Here is a 19,596-nt window from a genome sequence, read left to right on the forward strand (position 1 = left end):
GCCGGCGGCGCTGATCCGGATCAGATCGGCACGGTTGACCGCGAGGCGGGTGCTCGCCGCCGACGCGGCGCGCACCGCGATCGGCGGCCGGCCCTGCGGCGGCCGGGGTGTGATCGAGGGGCCCTTGACGGAAAAGTTCTCGCCCTCGAAATCGATGTAGTGCAACCGGTCGCGGTCGATGAACCGGCCGGTCGCGAGATCGCGGATCTCGGCGTCGTCCTCCCAGCTGTCCCACAGCCGGGTCACCACCTCGATCGCCTCGTCGGCCTCCCGCCACAGCGAGGTGTCGTCCTGCGGCTGCTTGCGGCCGAACAGCGTCGTCTGCTCGGCCTCGGCCGAGACGGCGACCTCCCACCCCGCCCGGCCGTAGGTGGCGTAGTCGAGGGAGGCGATCGCCTTGGACACGTGGAACGGTTCGGTGTGGGTGACCGTGGCCTGCGGGATCAGGCCGATGGTCCGGGTCGCGGCGGCGGCACGGGCCGCGAGCGCGAGCGCGTCGAACGGCCCGTAACCGCCGGCGCCCACACCGAAGGAGTCCGGGAGGAAGACGAAGTCGAATCCGGCCCGGTCGGCGGTGGTGATCGCGTCGAGCCAGTAGCCGGGTGTGAACAGCTCTTCGGCGCGGGAGTCGGCCCGCCGCCACGACGCCGGGTGGGTACCCGTGCCGGACAATTCCACCCCGAGCAGGGGCGGCAACGACGACATGCGAAGGCGTCCTTTCGATCGACACCAGACAACACGGCCGCATCGCGGTAGGAGGGAAGCGGAGATGTCCCGCGATCGCCGGATGGGCAGAAGCTCAAACTAGGAGAAATCACCTGCGGCGTCAGCACTCTCGATCGCGCTGAATTCTATTCTTGCGGCGGCGGCATCGGCGCGGACTCGAAGCGGCCTTCCTGCGGGGGCCGCCGTTCCTACCGGCTTCCCGGATTCGGGTGCCGGGGGCTCCTAAGGTGGCGGCATGTCCGACCACGAGCGGAATACCGCGGCCGCGGTGCCGGTGGCCCCGAGCGGATGGCGCGGCCGTTGGCATCGCTTCCGGCACTCGCCGTATCTGCCGGCAACGGTGCTGGTGTTCATCCTGGCGATCGCGGCCGGACTGTTCGCCGGCTCCTACACCTATATCCTCGCCAATCCGACACCGCACCGGATCCCGGTCGCCGTCGTCGACGCGGGAACCGCGGTACCGGAGCTCGACCAGCGCTTCCTCGACACCATGGACCGAGAACTGAACGGCTCGCTGCATCCGCTGCACTACGACACCCCGGAGGCGGCGCGCGAGGCCGTCGAATCGCAGCGGGTGTTCGCCATCCTGGATGTGCGCACCGCCGCGCGGATCCCCGTCGATGTGTCGGGTGCGTCCGGTTCGTCGGTGGCCCAGGTGGTCACCACCGCGGCCGCCGAGGCGAGCCGCCGGACCGGGGTACCGATCGTGGTGACCGATATCAACCCACTCCAGCCGGGCGATCCGCGCGGATTGGCGATCTTCTACATCACGCTGGCGGCGGTGATCATCGGCTTCGTCGGCGCCATCCAGCTCAGCGTGCACGCCGGGGCGTTGACCGCGGTGCAGCGGATCGGGTTCACCGTCGCCTACTCCCTGCTGGGCGGGTTCGCGATCGCCGCCCTGGTGGACTGGTGGCTGGGCGCGCTGACGCTGCCGTTCGTGCAGTCGTGGGGAATCCTGGCGTTCACGATGTTCACCTCGGGCATGATCTTCTCGATGTTCAGCGCGCTGTTCGGGCGCTGGGCGATGATCCCGACCTGGGGTGTGATGGTGCTGCTGGGCAACCCGTCCTCCGGGGGCGCGGTGTCATGGCCGCTGCTGCCATCGGTACTCGGGGCGATCGGCCGCTGGCTACCGCCGGGCGCGTCGGTGAACGCCCAGCACACCGCGGTGTACTTCTCCGGCCACCAGCACCTCTTCCCGTATCTGGTGCTCGCCGGGTGGGCGCTGGTCGCCTCAGCGGTGTTCTGGGTGTGGCGGGACCGGCAGACCGATGCGAACGACCCCGACGAGCCGGCCGGCCACGACGAATAGTTCCCGTCTCAGGCGGGCCGTTCGATCGCGGGCCGGACGAACCCGCCCGGTACCGCGGCCAGCAACTCGCGCGTGTATTCGTGCCTCGGATCGTCGAACAGCGTTGCGGTGTCGGCTGTTTCGACGATCGTGCCCTGCCGCATCACCGCGACGCGGTCGCTGATGCGACGCACCACGGCCAGATCGTGGGAGATGAACAGATAGCTCAACTCCAGCTCGGACTGCAATCGCTCCAGCAACGCCAGAATCTGTGCCTGCACTCCGACATCGAGCGCCGACACCGGTTCGTCCAGCACCAGCACATCTGGCCGCAGTGCCAGCGCCCGCGCGATCGCGACGCGCTGCCGCTGCCCGCCCGACAGCCGCTCCGGGCGCCGGTCGGCGACTTCTCCGGGCAAGGCCACCTGCTCGAGCAGTTCGGCGACCCGGGCGCGGCGATCGCCGATCCCGAAGGCTTGCAACGGTTCTCCCACGATCTTCGCCACACTCAGGGTGGGATTCAGCGATGTGTAGGGATTTTGATACACCACCTGGACGCGCCGGCGAAATTCCCGCAGCGCGGCGCCGCGCAGACCGGCGACATCGCGCCCGTCGAAGCGGATGCTGCCCGCATCGGGCGCGGACAGCCGTGCGAGGATGCGAGCAGTGGTGGTCTTGCCGGAGCCGGATTCGCCGACCAGGGCGAGTGTCTCGCCGCGATCGAGATCCAGTGAGACGTCGTCGACCGCATCCGTGCGCACGCCCCGCGCGATCCGGTAACTCTTGCGCAAACCGGTCGCCACCAGCAAGGATCGTTCGGCACGCGGGCGCGCTCGGCGCACCGGTGACTCCGCGCTCGGCGCGGCGGCGAGCAGTTCGGCAGTGTATTCGTGCTGCGGATCGGTGAGAACGGCTGCGGTGGTTCCGGTTTCGACGATCCGGCCGTGCCGCATGACCACGATCCGATCGGTGCGGTCGGCGGCCACCGCCAGGTCGTGGGTGATGAGCAGTACGGCCGTGCCGAGCTGCGTGGTGCGGTCGGCGAGGTGATCGAGGATGCGGCGCTGCACGGTGACGTCCAGGGCGCTGGTCGGTTCGTCGGCGATCACCAGCTCCGGTTCGCAGGCCAGCGCGATCGCGATCAGTACCCGCTGGCGCTGCCCTCCGGACAGATCCTGCGGATATTGCCTGGCCCGCACCTCCGGCCGGTCCAGGCCCGCCTCGGTGAGCAACCGCACCGCCTCCAGCCGTGCCGTGCGGCGATCGGCCCGCCGATGGATGCGCAACACCTCGGCCACCTGATCGCCGATGCGCTGCACCGGATTCAGCGACGTCCCGGGATCCTGCGGGACGAGTCCGATGCGCGCACCCCGCAGGCCGCGCAGGGTGCGGTCGGACGCGGTGTCGAGCCGGTGACCGTCGAAAACGATTCCGCCGCCGGAGACTTCCGCGGAATCGGGCAACAGGCCGATGACCGCATGGGCGAGTGTGGATTTGCCCGAACCGGATTCGCCGACCAGCGCGACGGTCTCTCCGCGAGCGATCTCCAGCGTCGCACCGGACACCGCCTCCACCGATGCGCCGCCGTAGCGGACGCGCAGATCGTCGACCCGCAACAATGTATCGTCGCTCATCGGTCCTCCTGTATTTTCGCGGGACACCCGCACCCGGTCGGACCGATCAGAAGCCGCGCGAGTATGTCTCATCGGTCGTCCGTGCTCCCGATCGAGCGGCCGATGCGCTGGGCGGCGAGCACCACCGCGACGATCACCAGGCCGGGCAGGGTGGTCATCCACCAGGCGAGCACGAGGTAGTTGCGGCCTTCCGAGATCAGCGAACCCCATTCCGGGGTGGGTGGCGCGGCGCCGTAGCCGAGGAAACTGAGCGACGAGATCGCCAGCACCGCAACACCGAATTCGACCGCGGCCAGGGCGGCGACCGGCGCGTAGGCCGTCCGCAGGATGTGACGCAGCAGCACGGTGTGCCAGCGCACTCCGGACGCGAACGCCGCCTCCACGTAGGGCGCGCGGCGCACTCGCAGCACTTCCGCACGCATCACCCGCGCGAACCGGGCGATCAGCGCCACTCCCACCGCGATGGCCACGTTCCGGGTGCCCAGCCCGAGCACCGTGATGAGTACCAGCGCCGACAACAGTTCGGGAATCGCCAGCAGCACATCGACTCCGCGCATGACGACGGCATCGACGGTGCCGCCGAGGGTGCCGGAGACGAGACCGATCGCCGACCCGACCACCAGCCCCAGCAGCACGGCACAGACGGTCGCCGACAGCGTCAGCGCCGCCCCGTGCGCCACTCTGGTGTACAGATCGCGGCCGAGATTGTCGGTACCGAACCAGTGCTGCAGGCTCGGGCCGCGGAATTTCTCCTCCGGCACGCCCGCGCGTGGATCGTCGCCGGCGAGAAGCGAGGGCGCGACCGCCCAGCCGAGAACCACGATCAGCACGAGGATCGACACCGCGAGTCCTGCGGTGGCACGCAGCCGTTTCGGCGCCAACGCGCGCCGCAGGTCCGCCGTCCGGACGGACGGGGGGTCGGCGATGAGCAGTGTGTCAGACATGAGCGCGCACCTTCTCGCGAGCGACGGCGACGCGGGGATCGAGCACCGGATAGATCAGATCCACCGCCAGGTTCACCACCACGAATGCCAGGGCGGCGATCAACACGATGCCCTGCACCACCGGAATGTCTTGATGCAGCACCGCGTTCTGGGTGAGCCGGCCCAGTCCGCCGCGGGAGAACACGGTTTCGACCACCACGGAACCTGCCAGTACCGTGCCGACCCACAGTCCGGCGACGGTGAGCGCCGGCCCGGCCGCGGCGCGCAGTACGTGCCGCCACTGCACCCACAGCCGCGAGGCGCCCTTGGCGAAGGCCACCTCGACGAACGGCTGCCGCCAGGTGGTGGCCAGACCGCTGTGGAGCACCTGCGCTATGACGGCGCCGACCGGCACGGCCAGGGTGATCGCGGGCAGGATCGTGCCGCTGAAACCCGTCCCGCCGAATGCGGGCACGAGACGAAGCCGGAACGAGAACAGTTGCAGCAGAAGCAGTCCCACCCAGAACGTGGGCATCGCCGCGCCGATCGGCGGGAGCGCGGTGAGCAGATTCCGCAACCACGGCCGCCGGGTGTAGGACGCGGCCACGGCCAGCGCGGCGCCGAAGACGATCGCCAGCAGCAGCGCGAGACCGGCCAGCGCGAGAGTCGAGGGAATCGACTGCGCCAGGGCGCCGGTGACGGTTTGCCCGGTGTTCAGCGAGCGCCCGAGATCGCCCCGGACCGCATGGGTGAGCGCGGTCCAATATTGTTCCGGCACCGAGCGATCCAGGCCGTATCTGGCCCGCAGTTCCGCGATGGCGGCGGGATCGGGAGGCACGCCCGGATCCGCGTCGACGGCCATCTGCACCGGATCCGACGGCAGCAGGAACAGTACGGCGAAGGAGATGGTGAACGCCGCCCAGAGCACGCCGATCGCCTGCAGCACGCGCACGATCACATACCGGGTCATCGGATTCATCGCTTGCTCAACCAGGTGTCGTAGAACTGCAGACGGGCCGAGGCCTCGAACTTCAGATCGTGCACCGCGCCCGACACACCGATCGCCTGCGACAATTCTATGGTCGGCAACCACAGTCCGTTCTCGATCACCGATCGCTGTGCCTGCCCGATGATCCCCGCCCGCGCCGCCGGGTCGGTGGTCGAGAGCTGGTCGGCGAGCGCCTGGTCCAGCGCCGGAATCGGTCCGCGCTGGTTGAGGTTTCGCTGTCCGCGGCCGAAGGTGGTGCGCAGGATGTCGCCGTCGGCGCGGGTGGTGTTGAAGTAGGTGGCGTCGAAGTCACCGGAGTTCTGCCGCGCGGTGTAATCGGCGACGGGCGTCAACTCCAGCCGGATGTCCACCCCGACCTTGCGTAGTTGCTGCTGCACCAGTTCCAAGGTCGCCTGATTCGCGGCGAACTGCGCACCGAACAGCACACCGAACGACAGTCGCCGCCCGTCCTTGACGCGGATTCCGTCGCCGCCGGGCACCCACCCGGCCTGGTCCAGAATGCGGCGCGCCTGGTCGGGGTCGAAGGTTATCGACTTCGAAAGATCGACGTACCCAGGCGTTTTCGAGGCCAGCGGGCCGGTGGCTGGCAGGAACTGCGGTCCCAGCACCGTATCCACCAGCTGCTTGCGGTCGATGGCGTGCAACAGGGCCTGGCGCACGGCGGAATCCGACAGCGGCGCACGGCTCACATTCGGCTGCAGTCCGAAGGGAACGCCCGGATTCGAGTCGAACTGCACCTTGGCGCCGGCGGCCTCGAGTTGCGCGACATCCTGTGGCAGTGCGTCACTGACGGCGTCGAGCTGATTCGACGACAGGCTGCCGGTCCGCACTCCTGCCTCGGGGACGACCGTGAATTCGATGCGATCCAGATACGCCTCGCCGGAGTGGGCGAACACCGCCGAACCCCACCGGTATCCGGGGCGCTTGACCAGTGTGGCGGAGGCGTCCTGGCGATAGCCGGCATAGACGAACGGACCGCTGCCGATGTTGTCACCGAGGCAGCGCTGCTCGGCCGGTTTCGCGGTGGTCGCGTCGGCGAGGATGCCCAGCTGCGGTGTCGAGGAGGCCTGCAGGAACTGCGCGTTGGGCGTGTCGAATCGCACCTCGGCGGTGAGTGGATCGATCGCCGTGGTGCCCGCGTAGCCGGACAGATAGCTCGCGCCCAGCGGCGCTTTCGCCGCGGTGAGGGTGTGCACGACGGCGTCGAAGTTCTTCTGCACCGACGCGGCGGTCAGCGGTGTGCCGTCGCTGAACGTGACGTCGGGCCGCAGATGGAAGGTGAAGGTCTTCGCGTCCGGGCTCACCTGCCAGGAGGTCGCCAGCCACGGCTTGATTTCCCCGCTCGCGGGATCCTGGTCGGTGAGCGAATCCACGATCTGGCGTGCCACGTAGAGGGTTTGGTTGGTGCCGGCCTGGGCCGGATCCGAGCAGGTCGGCGCCTGCGACAGGCCGTAGCGCAGGGTTCCGCCCGACTGCGGCGGACCGGCGTCGCCGCCAGCATCGGTGATGTTCGCGCAGGCGGCGATCGCCAGCGTCGCGGTGAGTGCGATCGCCGGCGAGAGAATTCGTTTCATTCGGTGACTCCGGGTGGATCGATGCGGTAGGTGCCGGGTGGACGGCTGGAAGTGGTCGGCCGGTCCCGGCGGTAGCACCCACACACGGTCGGCGGGTTGCTGCGATGTCGTGGAGCCGGGTCTCTCGATCGCTCTGGATGGGCGAAACGTCACGCTAGGGGAATTCCGATGCGGGGTCAGCACTCTGGATCGCGCTGAATCCAATCCTTGTCGCGACGACGGCCCGGCGGTGTGATTACCGGTGTCGCACGGACCCGGCGAGCCCACGCACCGCCACCTCCGGATCCCACACACCCGGACGCCCGAGGGTCAGCGGGTAGCAGGCAAGGCCGAGGACCATCGCACTGAAATGTCCTATGTCGGTGAAGGTTCGGTTCGCGAAGACCGGAATCGCGTAGAACACCACCACTCCGAGCAGGTACACGTACCGCCACGGCTTCGCGATCCGATACACCAGCACGGCGATCACACCCGCCAAGGCGTAGCTCACGCCGTAATCGAGGGTGTTCACCGCGGATTCGGGCGCGTAACCGTGATGAATAGCCCAATACAGCACGCCCTCGCTGATATAGGTCGCGCCGACGTGCGCGATCACCACCACCGCCAGCCAGCGCAGCGTTCCCAGCCAGCGTTCGGCCTGAGCGTGGAAGAGGGTGTAGCTGACCGCGTAGCCGAACCAGCCACCGCCCGCGAGCCAGAACGCGCTGGAGATCAGCACGTGCACCGGATCCTCGCGCAGATGATGCAGATTGGTCGAGCGGTTGCCCAGCAGGATCTCGGCCTGATCGGGAGACAGGTGCCGGACCACGAGTGTGGACACCAGCAGGATGGCCAGCCAGATGTAGGTGCCGGGCGCGTGCCGGATGTAGTCGCCGACCGCGCCCGCGGCGGTCCGCCACCGGAAGCGCTCTCGCCTGGGCATCGGTCACCTTCCTCGACGAATCGCGAAGATCGCTCCACTATGCGGCCGCACTGTCCGCGCGCAATCACCCGTAGCGGGTGAGCCCGCATCATCCGTCGCCGAATGCCACGAATGCGGCAAAACGCCTGGTCCGACCATGCCGGACGCGCGCCGGGCGGCGACGACACGTACTCTGCTGCTGCGGTGCGACACCGGATTGATGGTGTGGACTGGAGGGTGCTGTGTCCCGGGTGGGCGCTGTGCATGCGAGGGTGCGAGACAGAGGCGGTGAGGACGTGCGCAGGCGTCGATCTCTACTGGTGGTGTCGGCGGTGCTGACGGCGATCGTCGTGCTCGTCGGCGGATGTGGCGGCTCGCATGGCGGCACGTCGTCGGCGCCGGTGTCCAAGGGGCCCGATATCACCGCGCCCGCGACGATCGATGTGCCCGCGGCCGACCACGGACCGCTCAATCCGGCGACGCCCCTCGTGGTGAACTCCGCCGACGGCATGCTGACCAAGGTCACCGTCACCGATGGGGACGGTAAAGCGGTCGCCGGCGATTTCGGTGCCGACCATCGCAGTTGGACCTCGAAGGATCCGTTGAGCTACGGGACCACCTACCGCGTCGACGCCCAAGCGGTGAACCTCGCCCAGGTCGCCACGAACAAGACATTCACCGTGGCCACAATCGACGCCGGTCACAAGGCGTACGCGAATGTGGTGCCCGCGCCCGATCTGGTCGCCCAGACCGGGATCGGGGTCGGGCAGCCGATGGTGTTCCAGTTCACCGCGCCGGTGGCGAACAAGGCCGAGGTGCAGAAGCATCTGAAGGTCACCGTCACGCCGCCGCAGCCGGGCGCCTGGTACTGGGTCGACGACAAGGATGTGCACTACCGCGCCGCGCAGTACTGGCAGCCGGGCACCAAGATCCATATCGAAGCCGACGTCTTCGGTCTCGACCTCGGCGACGGGGTGTTCGGCGCCGAGAACAACAGCGCCGACTACACGGTGCACGACTCCTGGATCGCGCAGGCCGACGGCAACACCGAACAGCTGACGATCCTGCACAACGGCGCGCAGGTGAACCAGATGCCGATGAGTCTCGGCTCGCCCGGGTTCCCGTCGCACGAAGGGCCGCATGTCATTTCGGAGAAATCGCCGTCGATCATCATGGACTCCTGCAGTTACGGGGTCTGCGCCGGCCAGCCCGGGTACTACCGCGAGAAGGTGGACCTGGACGAAAGGATCTCCAACGACGGCGAATTCGTCCATTCGGCGCCCTGGTCGGTGGGGCAGCAGGGGGCCAGCAACGTGTCGCACGGCTGCGTGAACCTCTCACCCGACAACGCCCAGTGGTTCTTCGACCACTTCGGCGTCGGCGACGTCGTGGAGATCACCAACTCGGGCGGGCAGCCGCTGCCCGTATGGGACACCTACGGCGACTGGGAGGTCCCGTGGACCACGTGGCAGGCCGGTAACGCGAACAGCTGATCCGCCCCACCCGGCGGCTACCATCGGAGCATGTCGGCGAATATCCTGCGAATCGCTCCGATCCTGGCCGTGCTGGCGGCAGGAGCCGCCTGCTCCTCCGGAAACGTTTCCGCCCCAACGGATTCCGCACAAGCCACTCCCGTCGGCCACACCTACGTCTCCACCGGCGTCCAAGGCCCGCGAATCCCCGGCGACGGCCCGCTCCGCCTGACCTTCACCGCGGGTCACCTCAGCGCCACCGCCGGCTGCAACACCCTCATGGGCTCCGCCGACCTGACCGGCAACACCCTCCACACCGGCCCCCTCGCCGCAACTCGCATGGCGTGCGGAGGCGACCGCGCCGGAGCCGACGAATGGGCGATCTCACTCCTGCAAGCGAGCCCGACATGGAGTCTCGACGGCGCGACATTGACGTTGAAAACCGTCGACCGCACCGTGACTCTGCGCGAGTCCGAACCTGCGGGGTAGCTCCGCAGTCCGAGCAGCACGTCGTGGATGCCGGTTTCCACCCAGCCGGTCCGGCAGTCCGCCGAATCTCCCTCGAGCCGTAGGTCGAGTGCTGTTCGCTTCCTGGCCCAGGCATGACCGCCGCATGCTCGCCGCGATCACGCTCGGCGAACAGAGTCGCCACCGGTCGGCATGCACCTATGAGACAAGCGCAGGTTGAATTACGCAGGCGAATGCCTGCATAATTTCTCCATGTTGGACACCACCGCGTTGAGCGACGCCTACCGCACGCTTCTGGAAGCCGCCGGCGCCGTAGCCGATTCGACCCCGACGATCGTCCCCGCACCAGGCGAATGGAATGCCGACCGGATCCTCGGACACGTCTGCCTGATCACCGCCGCCACCATCGCTGCCGCGTCGGCCGTCGCCGCGGGCGAGCACACCACCTACGACAACCGCATTGCCCTCGACATCTGGACCATCGACCGTGTCGTAGAGCTTGCCGGCGGCAGCACCGGCCTGCGGGACCGCCTGCGCCGGCAAGCCGAGGTCCTCTGCGGCCTCTCCGGCCCGGCCCTCAGCGAAACCGAACTCGACACCGTGGTTCCCACTCGTCTGCTCTCCAACGACACCGTGCTGGTCGATCAGCCACTACCTCTGCGGGATCTGATCACCGGCCTGACCGACGTGGAGCTACCAGGCCACACCGAACAACTGCAGGCCCTGCTGCACGGTCGGCCCACCGAAGCCCCGGTCTGACCACGTTCGAAGCGCGCGGCAGGTAGTCGGCGGCCGGGAACCTGCGGGTAGGGAGGCGGCGTGCGAGCATGATCGTTATGGCGATTGCTACGGGATCTGTTGCTCACGTCCGTCTCACGGTGTGCGATATCGGCCGGTCGCGGGCCTTCTATGAGCAGGTATTCGGCTGGCCTGTGGCGCTGGAGGTTCCGGCCGATGCGGATGAGGAGACGCGTGAGCGTCTCGGTTTTCTCTTCGGCGGGGTGATCTACCGGATGGAACACGGTTTGATCGGGCTGCGGCCGGTCGGTTCCGACCGTTTCGACGAGAATCGTGTCGGTCTCGACCATCTCGCTTTCACTGTCGCGTCGCTCGCCGAATTGGAAGCCGCCGCAGCGCATCTGGACGCTTGCGGGATAGCGCATGAGGACATCAAGGACATCGGTGTCAGTTACATACTCGAGTTTCGGGATCCGGACAACATCGCGCTGGAACTGGTCGCGCCCAAGTAGTCGCCGGGTGAGGGGACTGCGGCGTCGGTAGGGCGATATCCGGGCTCGGCGTTGCCGCCGAGCCCGGACGCTCGGCTCCCAGCGATCCGGCGTCGCACCCAGTCACGGGTCCGTGCTCTCGACCTACCGGCGCAGTTTGCGGTCGAACAGGGCCAGGAGTTCGCGATAGTGGCGTTCAGCGGCTTCGGCGTCGTAGGCGGAGGTGTCGGCCTGGGTGAACCCGTGGTGGGCTCCTTCGTAGACCTCGGTGCGGTGGCGGACGCCGGCGTCGGCGAGTGCCTTGTCGAAGGCACTGATGTGTTCGGGGGTTATGTGGTCGTCCTCGCCGGCGTGGGCGAAATACAGTTCGCCCGTGATGTTTCCGGCGCTGCGGTGCGGACTGTCGGCGGCGTCGGTGACGAGCGGTCCGCCGTGGAATCCGGCCACCGCCGCGATCCGGTCGGGGAACATGCCGGCGGTCAACACCGCCAGGCGGGCGCCCATGCAATAGCCGGTGACGCCGGCCTTACCCGCGGCGACCTTCGGCGAGGCCGCGAGCCAGTCGAGGTAGGCCGCGGCATCGGAGCGCCAGAACTCCGCTGTGAGGTCGCGGATCATCGGGAAGACCTGCTGGAAGATCTCGGGTCGCCGCACCGGGTCGATGTAGTCCGGCAGCTCGATCACCGGTGCACGCCCGTGACGGTAGTAGGCGTTGGGAAGCAGGACGGTATAGCCGTGGGCGGCGATCCGGTCGGCCAGCGCCCGCAGGCTGGGGCGTAGCCCGAAACCGTCCTGGACCACCAGCACTCCCGGATGGGCGGCGCCGTCGGCAGGGGAGGTGAGGTAGGCGTCGGCGACACCGTCGGGCGTCTGCACGTCTACCGAGATGCCGTGTGTTTCGGTCATTGTCGAATCCTTCTGTCGTCGCTGAGGTTTGTGATCAACACGACGAAGGCGGAGCCCGCGCGATACCGCAGGAGTCGATATGCGAGCCCGTATCGGCTCGCAGGGCGCTCAGCAGAGCACCGGGTAACCCATCCGTGTGTGGCGTGAAGCCGTCCCGGTAGTCATCGCCTCACACCGTAGCTCACCGCGCCGCGCCGCCGTCAAATCCTCGACGCGCGGGAAGCGGCAGATCCCGGTAGGCGGAATACCGGTCCGTCCAGGACCCGGCGGTTGGTAGGACGAGACTCGCGATTCTCGGGACGGCACGACTGATAGGGACTTCGATGCGGGATCTGTTCGACACCACCGACATGACAGGACTGGCCGCGGCGATCGAGGCCGGCGACGTGTCGGCCGAGGAGGTGCTCGAATTCAGCCTGAGCCGGCTCGCGGAGCGCAATCCCGCGATCAACGCGGTGGTGAGCGAGCGCGGTGACGAGGCGCGTCGTGAGGTGGCCGCGGGGCTACCCGACGGTCCACTGCGCGGGATCCCGTTCGTGATCAAGGATCTGCACATGGACGTCGCGGGGCTGCCCACGACCAACGGTTCCCGGCTGTTCGCCGACGCTCTCGCCGCCGCGGATTCCGAACTGGTGCAACGGTATCGGCGCGCCGGCATGGTGATCATCGGCAAGACGAATTCACCGGAATTCGGGTTGAACGCGAGCACCGAACCGCTGCTGTTCGGGCCGACGCGCAATCCGCACCGCCTCGATCACTCCGCCGGGGGCTCCTCGGGCGGCTCGGCGGCGGCGGTGGCCGCCGGAATCGTGCCCGCGGGTCAGGCCAGTGACGGCGGCGGTTCCATCCGTATCCCGGCATCGTCGTGTGGGCTGGTGGGTCTCAAACCCAGCCGCGGCCGGGTGCCCGCCTATCCGGCACGAAATCTGCTGGCCGCGCCGATGAGCGTCAACCACGCCGTCACCCGCAGTGTGCGCGATACGGCGATGTTGCTCGATATCGGCGCCGGCGCCGTCCCCGGCGATCCGTACGTCATCGCCGCGCCGTCGATGCGCTACGTCGACGCCATGCGCATCGATCCGGGGCACCTGCGCATCGGGATCGCGACGACGCTGCCTTCGGGCGCCGCCATACATCCCGATTGTGTTGCGGCGACGCGAGATATCGCCGGCGTCCTCACCGATCTCGGCCACGACGTCGTGGACGAGGCGCCCGACTTTCCCTTCGAGGAAATCATGAGCGGGTTGCAGTATCTGATGGCAGTGCCGGTCGCGGTGGATGTGAAGGCGCGGCTGGCAGCGCTCGGCCGCGACGTGCGCGACGACGACCTCGAACCGATGACCCGGATGATGTACGACGCCGCGAATCAGGACAGCGCGGCCGATTACGTCCGCGCACTGCGCGACCTCGAGACGGCGGCCATCACGCTGGGCGGCTATTTCGCGGACCACGACCTGCTGCTCACGCCGACGCTGGGGACGGTCGTCGCGCCGCTCGGCCTGCTCGACACCACGGATCCGGCGTCGCTGTGGGAGCACGCGCTGTCGTTCAGCGGCATGACGAGCCCGTTCAATGTGACCGGGCAGCCGGCGATCTCGCTCCCGCTGGGCACCGACAGTGCCGGAATGCCGGTCGGCATTCAACTGGTCGCCGCCTTCGGCCGCGAAGATCTGCTGCTGCAGGTCGCGGCACAACTCGAGCAGGCACGCCCGTGGCGCACCGCCCCCGTCCGGCCGCCCGTCGGCTGACCGTCGGACGCCCCGAACGGTCGTTTCGCTCAGTGGGAGTGAAGGATTGGCAACCTACGGGACCGCCGGTACCGTGCGCACATGCCGGACATGTCTGTCTTTCGTGAGATCGCGGCGCGCGTGAACAACTGGGGACGCTGGGGCGCCGACGACGACATCGGCACCCTGAACTTCGTCACCGACGAAGTGGTCCGGGCCGCCGCGGCGACCGTGCGCACGGGACGGCGAGTGGGGCTGGCACTGCCGCTGCATCAGCGTGGCGTGCAGACCGGACTCGTGCCGGGACGAGTGAATCCGCTGCACACCATGGTGGCCCTGAACTGGGAGATGTTCGGGCCCAGCACGATTGCGACCAGCGACGATTCGATCACCATGGGGTTGCAGGCGGGCACGCACTGGGACGGCCTCGGACATGTCTCCTATGCCGGGCGTCTCTACAACGGCCGTCCCGCCGACTCGATCACCGCTCACCGCGGTGCCCGATTCAGCGGTATCGAGAAGGTGCCGCATCTGGTGTCGCGCGGGGTGCTGCTCGACGTCGCCCGCGCCCGCGGGGTCGACCGGCTGGCCGGCGATCACGCCGTTTCACCGGAGGATCTCGACGCCGCCGCGGCGATGGCGCAGGTGCGGGTGCGGGCCGGGGATGTGGTGCTGGTGCGCACCGGGCAGATGCGGCTCTATCTGGCGGGCGACCGCGAGGGCTACGGGACGCCGTCACCGGGGTTGTCGGTGCGCTGCCCGGAATGGTTCCATGCCCGCGACGTCGCCGCCGTCGCCACCGACACCCTCACCTTCGAGATCTGCCCGCCCGAAGCCGACGGCCCTTGGCTGGCGGTGCATGCCCTGCACCTGGTCGAGATGGGCATGCTGCAGGGCCAGAACTGGAATCTCGAGGACCTCTCCCGGGTGTGTGCCGAGGAAGGCCGCTACGACTTCCTGCTGTCGGCGATGCCGGAACCGTTCGTCGGTGCCACCGGCAGTCCGGTCGCCCCGGTCGCGATCTTCTGACCGCTGCGCAGCGCACCGGGGCGCGGTGGCTACGGTTGAGGATGCGACATCGGTGGCGGTAGGTGAGTGAGGTGATCATGACGAACCGCGCTGCGGAGTCGATCGTTCCGGGCAGTTTCGCGACCACGCCGGAGTCGTATACGGACCACGCGATCAGCGACATCGTTCGCATCTGGGCGCAGCGGATTCCGCACCGGGCCGCATTCGTCACTACCGGTGGGCCGACCGGTTGGAGCGAATACGACCGGTCGGCGGACGCGATCTGTGCGGCGTTGCGTTCTACTTCCGGCGGTCCCCGTTCGCGGGTCGCGCTGCTGCTCCCGGATACCGCGGCCGTTCACGCGGCGCTGTGCGGGTGCTACCGCGCGGGACGCATCGCCGCGGCCGTCGGGATGCGATCCGGCGTGCGCGAGATCGCGCACGTGATGCGCCGGACCGAGGCGTCGACGCTGGTCACCGTGCCCGAAATCCGGGGCAGATCCTGGCAGGCGCTGGTCCGCGAACTCGAGGCCGAGGGTGTGATGCCCGGCGACGTTCTCGTCGTCGACGAGCAGTCCGGAGCCGTCGCGCGCCACCGTTCCGGCACGACGCCGACGACCGAAACATATTCCGCCACAGTGCCTTTCACACCATCGCAGGTGACCATCCTCAACTCGACGTCGGGGACGACCGGGACACCGAAGATCGTCGCGCACACCGAGCGACGATGGACGGCCTTCGCGCGCGAGGCGATGCTGGGCGCTCGGATCGGATCGCGGGACATCGTCTGCTCGGTGGTCCCGGCGCCGTACGGATTCGGCCTGTGGTCGGCGCATTTCCTGCCCGCCCTGCTGGGCATACCGGTCGTCGTCGGCACGCGCTTCGACGCCGAGGAGACCGCGATGCTCATCGAGCGCGAGCGGGTCACCGTATTATGCTGCGTCAGTACGCAATTCAAGATGCTGTTGCGTTCCGGGGCGCTGGAACGCCATGACCTGTCCAGCCTGCGGGTGCTGTACACCGGCGGTGAGCCCGTTCCCTATCGCGATGCCCGCGCGTTCGAGGAACGGACCGGCGCGAAGGTCCTGCAGTTCTACGGCTCCAACGAGAGCGGCGCGGTGAGCCGGACCACCCTCGACGACGACATCGACACCAGACTGCGCACCTGCGGCCGGACTCTCGCCGCGATGAACGTGCGCGTGCTCGACGATGCCGGCGCCGACGTGGTCGGTGCGGTCCGCCGCGGCCGGCCGGCGGTGCGCGGGCCACTGGTGTCGGCCGGGTACTGGGACGACCCGGCCGCCGACGCCGAGCTCTACACATCCGACGGGTGGACATTGCTCGGCGATATCGTCGAGATCGACGAGACCGGCCGGGTGCGGGTGGTCGGGCGGACATCGGATTTCGTCATCCGGGGCGGAAAGAACGTCTCGATCACCGAAATCGAGGAGCTGGTGCGCGAGCACGAGTCGGTCACCGATGTCGCTGTCGTCGGTGTTCCCGACGACGTCTACGGCGAACGCGTCTGCGCCGTGATCGTGCTCGCCGACGGCGCGACCCTGGACGCGCCCGGGCTGTCGAACCGGCTCGCATCGCGCGGGGTGACCAGGGAATACACGCCCGAATATGTCGTGGTGGTGGACCGGCTCGACCTCGGCCCGGGCGGCAAGACCGACCGCGCGGCCGCACGCGACACCGCGATGCGCATGCTGGGGCTGCGGTGATCGCACTCGAACTTCCCGATCTGCCCGTCCGGGCAGTTCTCGATCATCTCGTCGCGACGTTGGCCGACCGCGAGACCGCCGTACTGGTCGCGCCGCCGGGCACCGGAAAGACCACGTTGGTGCCGTTGGCGCTGGCGGCGAACAACTCCGGCCGGGTGCTCGTAGCCGAGCCGCGGCGGCTGGCGGCACGGGCCGCGGCCGCGCGGATGGCTACGCTGCTCGGCGAGCAGGTGGGCGAAACCGTCGGCTACTCGGTCCGCGGGGATCGACGGGTCGGGCGGCGTACCCGCATCGAGGTCGTGACCTCCGGCTTGCTGGTGCGCCGCCTGCAGGACGATCCGGAACTGGCGGGGGTCGACGTGGTTGTCCTCGACGAATGTCACGAGCGCCATCTGGACGCGGATCTGCTGCTGGCGCTGCTGCTGGACGCCCGGGCCGGATTGCGGCCGGACCTGCGGGTCCTCGCCACCTCGGCCACCGTTGCCGCCGAACGCCTTTCGACGCTGCTGGGCGAGGACGACGCGGCGCCGGTGGTGCGGGTCGAGGCGCAGACCTTTCCCGTGGCCACAACCTACGTCCCGCCCTTGCCCCGGGAGCGAATCGACGCACAGGTCGCACGCGCCACCCGCACCGCACTGGCCGAAATCGACGGCGACGTGCTGGTCTTCCTTCCCGGTGCGGCCGAAATCCGAAGAGTCGCCGCACTTCTGGACGGCCACGACGGCGTGGATATCGTTCCGCTGCACGGCAGATTATCCGCGGCGAGCCAGGACACGGCCTTGCGTCCCGGACCTCGGCGGCGCGTGGTGCTCGCCACGGCGGTGGCGGAGTCGAGCCTGACGGTGCCGGGCGTGCGTGCCGTGGTGGATTCGGGCCTTGCGCGCGTGCCACGCATCGATCGGGCGCGGGGGCTATCCGGACTCGCCACGGTTCGCGTCTCGGCGGCCGTCGCCGACCAGCGTGCCGGGCGGGCCGGGCGCGAGGCGCCGGGCCGGGTGTGGCGATGCTGGCCGGAGCACGAGCACGCCACCTTGCCCGCCTATCCCGAGCCGGAGATCCGCACCGCCGACCTGACCCGGCTCGCACTGGAACTGGCCTGCTGGGGCACGGCGGACGGTCACGGTCTCAGCTGGTGGGATCCGCCGCCCGCCGGTGGGCTGACCGCCGGCCGGAATGTGCTGCACGCCTTGGGAGCCGTGGACCCCGGCGGTGCGGTGACCGACCGCGGGCGGCGCATGGCCCGCATCGGGCTGCATCCGCGGCTGGCCCGCGCGTTACTCGACGGAGCGGCCGAGGTGGGGGCGCGACCGGCCGCGGAAGTCGTCGCCGTCCTCGACGACGACACCCTCATCTCGGGTGCCGATCTCACCGCGGGCCTGCACCGGCTCCGGCGTGAGCAGCCGGTGCGCTGGCGACGCGAGGCCGAGCGGCTGGCCCGAACGGTCGACGGACCGGAGGGGGCCGACGATCCCGCTTATATTGTGGCGCTGGCATATCCGGAACGGCTGGCGCGCCGACGCGCCCCCGGCTCGGCGAGCTATCTCATGGCCGGCGGAACCGCGGTCACGCTTGCGCCCGGCTCGGGAACCGGTGATCCGGAATGGCTGGCGGTCGGTGTCGCCACCCGCGACCCCGGGCGTTCCGAGGGTTACATCCGGCTGGCCGCGGTCGCGGACGAGCGCCTGGCCCGCCGCGCAGCCTCGGAACTGCTGACGACCACCGACGCGGTCGAGTGGGTCGACGGCGACGTGGTGGCGCGACGGGTCGAACGACTGGGTGCGATCACCTTGTCGGAGAAGCCCATTCGCGATCCGGATCCGGATTTGGTCGGCGCCGCCGTGCGCCGCGGGCTGACCTCGTCGGGGCTCGGCCTGCTGACCTGGCCCGCCGAGGCGACCGCCCTGCGTCAGCGCCTCGACTTCCTGCACCGAACCCTGGGCGACCCGTGGCCGGCGGTCGACGACGAAGCGCTGCTCGCCGCCGCCGACACCTGGCTCGGACCCGAACTCGCCGCCGCACGCCGCCGCGCCGATCTCGAACGCATCGATACCGCACAGGCCCTGCGCCGCTTGCTGCCCTGGCCGGACGCGGCGCGCATCGACGAACTGGCACCGGAACGCGTGCAGGTGCCCTCCGGCAGCCGCGCCCGCATCGACTATTCCGCCGATCCGCCGGTGCTCGCGATCAAGGTCCAGGAGATCTTCGGCTGGACCGACGCACCGCGCCTCGCCGACGGCCGCGTCCCGATCGTGCTGCATCTGCTCTCACCCGCTCAGCGCCCGGTCGCGGTCACCGCGGATCTCGCCTCGTTCTGGCGCACCGGCTGGCCTCGCGTGCGCGCGGACCTGCGCGGCCGCTATCCCAAACACGCCTGGCCGGAAGACCCCACCACCGTGCCCGCCCACCGCGGCTCGGCCCGCAACGCCGGCCGCGGCTAGGCCGGGCCCGCGTTCTCGGCGCTGGAAACGTCCGGAACGCGAACCGCGACGTCCTCGATGAAGTCGACCACCAGTTCCCGACGGGAGAACAACCAGCTCTCGCCGATGCGGGCGAAGGTGTCCTGATAGCGGATGGCGACCCGCCGGTCCCGGTAGCCGTCCGCGCGCCGCAAGATGTGGTGTGCCGTGCAGTAGACCTCACCGTGCACGCGGTCGCGTGAAACCGGCTCGAGCACATGCTGTTCCACGACGTGGCGGGTGAGCACGAACCGTGACACCGCGTCCACCACCGAGGCGACCACGCGCTGCCTTCCCATCACCTCCACGGCTTGCTCCGTCCCGTTCAGCACGGGTGGTAATACGAGGACCGCATCCGGAGTGAACAGCGCTGTGAGCGCCGCACTGTCCCGTCGGTCGGCGGCGCGCGCATATCCCGCCGCGAGTGTGGTGATGGCAAGTCGGTCCGCGGGTTCCACGGTCCCATCCTCGCCGCTCGGCCCTACGCCGGAACAGAGCTTTCCGGTGGGTGGGACCTCGCCGGACATCCGACCGGTCGACAACGC

At 69.0% G+C, this 19,596-nt stretch carries 17 protein-coding genes; 9 read left to right on the forward strand and 8 right to left on the reverse strand.

The window, feature by feature from the left end; all coding sequences use genetic code 11:
* On the reverse strand, nucleotides 1–705 hold a 705-nt coding region (locus tag NN2_RS29190), incomplete at its 3' end, for an LLM class flavin-dependent oxidoreductase (RefSeq protein WP_156511502.1).
* 256 nt (nucleotides 706–961) lie between these two features.
* Between NN2_RS29190 and NN2_RS29195 the strand changes: the two genes are divergently transcribed.
* On the forward strand, nucleotides 962–2,041 hold the full coding sequence (locus NN2_RS29195; RefSeq protein ID WP_063017719.1) for a hypothetical protein: 1,080 nt from the start codon (nucleotides 962–964) through the stop codon (nucleotides 2,039–2,041).
* A gap of 8 nt (nucleotides 2,042–2,049) precedes the next feature.
* Here the strand turns inward: NN2_RS29195 and NN2_RS29200 are convergent, their stop codons facing one another.
* From NN2_RS29200 to NN2_RS29220, 5 genes are all read right to left on the reverse strand, one after another.
* Nucleotides 2,050–3,654 carry a dipeptide ABC transporter ATP-binding protein gene (locus NN2_RS29200; RefSeq protein ID WP_063017721.1) on the reverse strand — a complete coding sequence of 535 codons (1,605 nt, stop codon included), beginning with the start codon at nucleotides 3,652–3,654 and terminating at the stop codon, nucleotides 2,050–2,052.
* A gap of 68 nt (nucleotides 3,655–3,722) precedes the next feature.
* Complete coding sequence (locus tag NN2_RS29205) at nucleotides 3,723–4,598, reverse strand: ABC transporter permease (protein ID WP_082857362.1); 876 nt, start codon at nucleotides 4,596–4,598, stop codon at nucleotides 3,723–3,725.
* Entirely contained in the window at nucleotides 4,591–5,547 is a 957-nt protein-coding gene (locus NN2_RS29210) for an ABC transporter permease (RefSeq protein WP_063017770.1), read from the reverse strand. The genes NN2_RS29205 and NN2_RS29210 overlap by 8 nt, the downstream gene beginning before the upstream one ends.
* A gap of 5 nt (nucleotides 5,548–5,552) precedes the next feature.
* Nucleotides 5,553–7,160 carry an ABC transporter substrate-binding protein gene (locus NN2_RS29215; RefSeq protein WP_063017723.1) on the reverse strand — a complete coding sequence of 536 codons (1,608 nt, stop codon included), beginning with the start codon at nucleotides 7,158–7,160 and terminating at the stop codon, nucleotides 5,553–5,555.
* Between the two features lie 235 nt (nucleotides 7,161–7,395).
* Nucleotides 7,396–8,082, reverse strand: coding sequence for a rhomboid-like protein (locus NN2_RS29220; protein WP_030514341.1), 687 nt, complete (start codon nucleotides 8,080–8,082; stop codon nucleotides 7,396–7,398).
* Nucleotides 8,083–8,357: 275 nt separating this feature from the next.
* Here NN2_RS29220 and NN2_RS29225 point away from each other — a divergent pair, with 275 nt between their 5' ends.
* From NN2_RS29225 to NN2_RS29240, 4 genes are all read left to right on the forward strand, one after another.
* Nucleotides 8,358–9,554 (forward strand): L,D-transpeptidase, encoded by a 1,197-nt coding sequence (locus NN2_RS29225; RefSeq protein WP_063017725.1) that lies wholly within the window; start codon nucleotides 8,358–8,360, stop codon nucleotides 9,552–9,554.
* Nucleotides 9,555–9,584: 30 nt separating this feature from the next.
* A complete protein-coding gene (locus tag NN2_RS29230; protein WP_063017727.1) occupies nucleotides 9,585–10,022 on the forward strand; it encodes an META domain-containing protein in 438 nt (145 codons plus the stop codon).
* Nucleotides 10,023–10,253: 231 nt separating this feature from the next.
* On the forward strand, nucleotides 10,254–10,760 hold the full coding sequence (locus NN2_RS29235) for a hypothetical protein (RefSeq protein WP_063017729.1): 507 nt from the start codon (nucleotides 10,254–10,256) through the stop codon (nucleotides 10,758–10,760).
* A gap of 77 nt (nucleotides 10,761–10,837) precedes the next feature.
* The gene (locus tag NN2_RS29240) at nucleotides 10,838–11,251 is read left to right on the forward strand and encodes a VOC family protein (RefSeq protein WP_063017731.1); all 414 of its coding nucleotides are present in this window, start codon (nucleotides 10,838–10,840) and stop codon (nucleotides 11,249–11,251) included.
* 123 nt (nucleotides 11,252–11,374) lie between these two features.
* Here the strand turns inward: NN2_RS29240 and NN2_RS29245 are convergent, their stop codons facing one another.
* Nucleotides 11,375–12,136 (reverse strand): dienelactone hydrolase family protein, encoded by a 762-nt coding sequence (locus NN2_RS29245; protein WP_063017733.1) that lies wholly within the window; start codon nucleotides 12,134–12,136, stop codon nucleotides 11,375–11,377.
* Between the two features lie 323 nt (nucleotides 12,137–12,459).
* Here NN2_RS29245 and NN2_RS29250 point away from each other — a divergent pair, with 323 nt between their 5' ends.
* From NN2_RS29250 to hrpB, 4 genes are all read left to right on the forward strand, one after another.
* Nucleotides 12,460–13,884 (forward strand): amidase, encoded by a 1,425-nt coding sequence (locus NN2_RS29250; protein WP_063017735.1) that lies wholly within the window; start codon nucleotides 12,460–12,462, stop codon nucleotides 13,882–13,884.
* A gap of 81 nt (nucleotides 13,885–13,965) precedes the next feature.
* The gene (locus NN2_RS29255) at nucleotides 13,966–14,892 is read left to right on the forward strand and encodes a cyclase family protein (RefSeq protein WP_063017737.1); all 927 of its coding nucleotides are present in this window, start codon (nucleotides 13,966–13,968) and stop codon (nucleotides 14,890–14,892) included.
* Between the two features lie 77 nt (nucleotides 14,893–14,969).
* On the forward strand, nucleotides 14,970–16,595 hold the full coding sequence (locus tag NN2_RS29260; RefSeq protein WP_063017772.1) for a class I adenylate-forming enzyme family protein: 1,626 nt from the start codon (nucleotides 14,970–14,972) through the stop codon (nucleotides 16,593–16,595).
* The gene (gene hrpB, locus NN2_RS29265; RefSeq protein WP_156511503.1) at nucleotides 16,592–19,033 is read left to right on the forward strand and encodes an ATP-dependent helicase HrpB; all 2,442 of its coding nucleotides are present in this window, start codon (nucleotides 16,592–16,594) and stop codon (nucleotides 19,031–19,033) included. Before NN2_RS29260 ends, hrpB begins: the two co-directional genes overlap by 4 nt.
* On the opposite strand, the gene NN2_RS29270 is transcribed toward hrpB, so the two are convergent.
* Nucleotides 19,030–19,509, reverse strand: coding sequence for a nuclear transport factor 2 family protein (locus tag NN2_RS29270; protein WP_063017739.1), 480 nt, complete (start codon nucleotides 19,507–19,509; stop codon nucleotides 19,030–19,032). The two genes, hrpB and NN2_RS29270, sit on opposite strands and share 4 nt — an antisense overlap.
* Nucleotides 19,510–19,596: the final 87 nt, after the last annotated feature.

It is taken from the genome of Nocardia nova NBRC 15556 (assembly GCF_001613005.1).
Taxonomy (GTDB): domain Bacteria; phylum Actinomycetota; class Actinomycetes; order Mycobacteriales; family Mycobacteriaceae; genus Nocardia; species Nocardia nova.

Bases quoted from the DNA above. Each gene is read 5' to 3' on its own strand.
- NN2_RS29195 (WP_063017719.1), top strand. From the start codon at position 962: ATGTCCGACCACGAGCGGAATACCGCGGCCGCGGTGCCGGTGGCCCCG.
- NN2_RS29200 (WP_063017721.1), bottom strand. From the start codon at position 3,654: ATGAGCGACGATACATTGTTGCGGGTCGACGATCTGCGCGTCCGCTAC.
- NN2_RS29205 (WP_082857362.1), bottom strand. From the start codon at position 4,598: ATGTCTGACACACTGCTCATCGCCGACCCCCCGTCCGTCCGGACGGCG.
- NN2_RS29210 (WP_063017770.1), bottom strand. From the start codon at position 5,547: ATGACCCGGTATGTGATCGTGCGCGTGCTGCAGGCGATCGGCGTGCTC.
- NN2_RS29215 (WP_063017723.1), bottom strand. From the start codon at position 7,160: ATGAAACGAATTCTCTCGCCGGCGATCGCACTCACCGCGACGCTGGCG.
- NN2_RS29220 (WP_030514341.1), bottom strand. From the start codon at position 8,082: ATGCCCAGGCGAGAGCGCTTCCGGTGGCGGACCGCCGCGGGCGCGGTC.
- NN2_RS29230 (WP_063017727.1), top strand. From the start codon at position 9,585: ATGTCGGCGAATATCCTGCGAATCGCTCCGATCCTGGCCGTGCTGGCG.
- NN2_RS29235 (WP_063017729.1), top strand. From the start codon at position 10,254: ATGTTGGACACCACCGCGTTGAGCGACGCCTACCGCACGCTTCTGGAA.
- NN2_RS29240 (WP_063017731.1), top strand. From the start codon at position 10,838: ATGGCGATTGCTACGGGATCTGTTGCTCACGTCCGTCTCACGGTGTGC.
- NN2_RS29245 (WP_063017733.1), bottom strand. From the start codon at position 12,136: ATGACCGAAACACACGGCATCTCGGTAGACGTGCAGACGCCCGACGGT.
- NN2_RS29250 (WP_063017735.1), top strand. From the start codon at position 12,460: ATGCGGGATCTGTTCGACACCACCGACATGACAGGACTGGCCGCGGCG.
- NN2_RS29255 (WP_063017737.1), top strand. From the start codon at position 13,966: ATGCCGGACATGTCTGTCTTTCGTGAGATCGCGGCGCGCGTGAACAAC.
- NN2_RS29260 (WP_063017772.1), top strand. From the start codon at position 14,970: ATGACGAACCGCGCTGCGGAGTCGATCGTTCCGGGCAGTTTCGCGACC.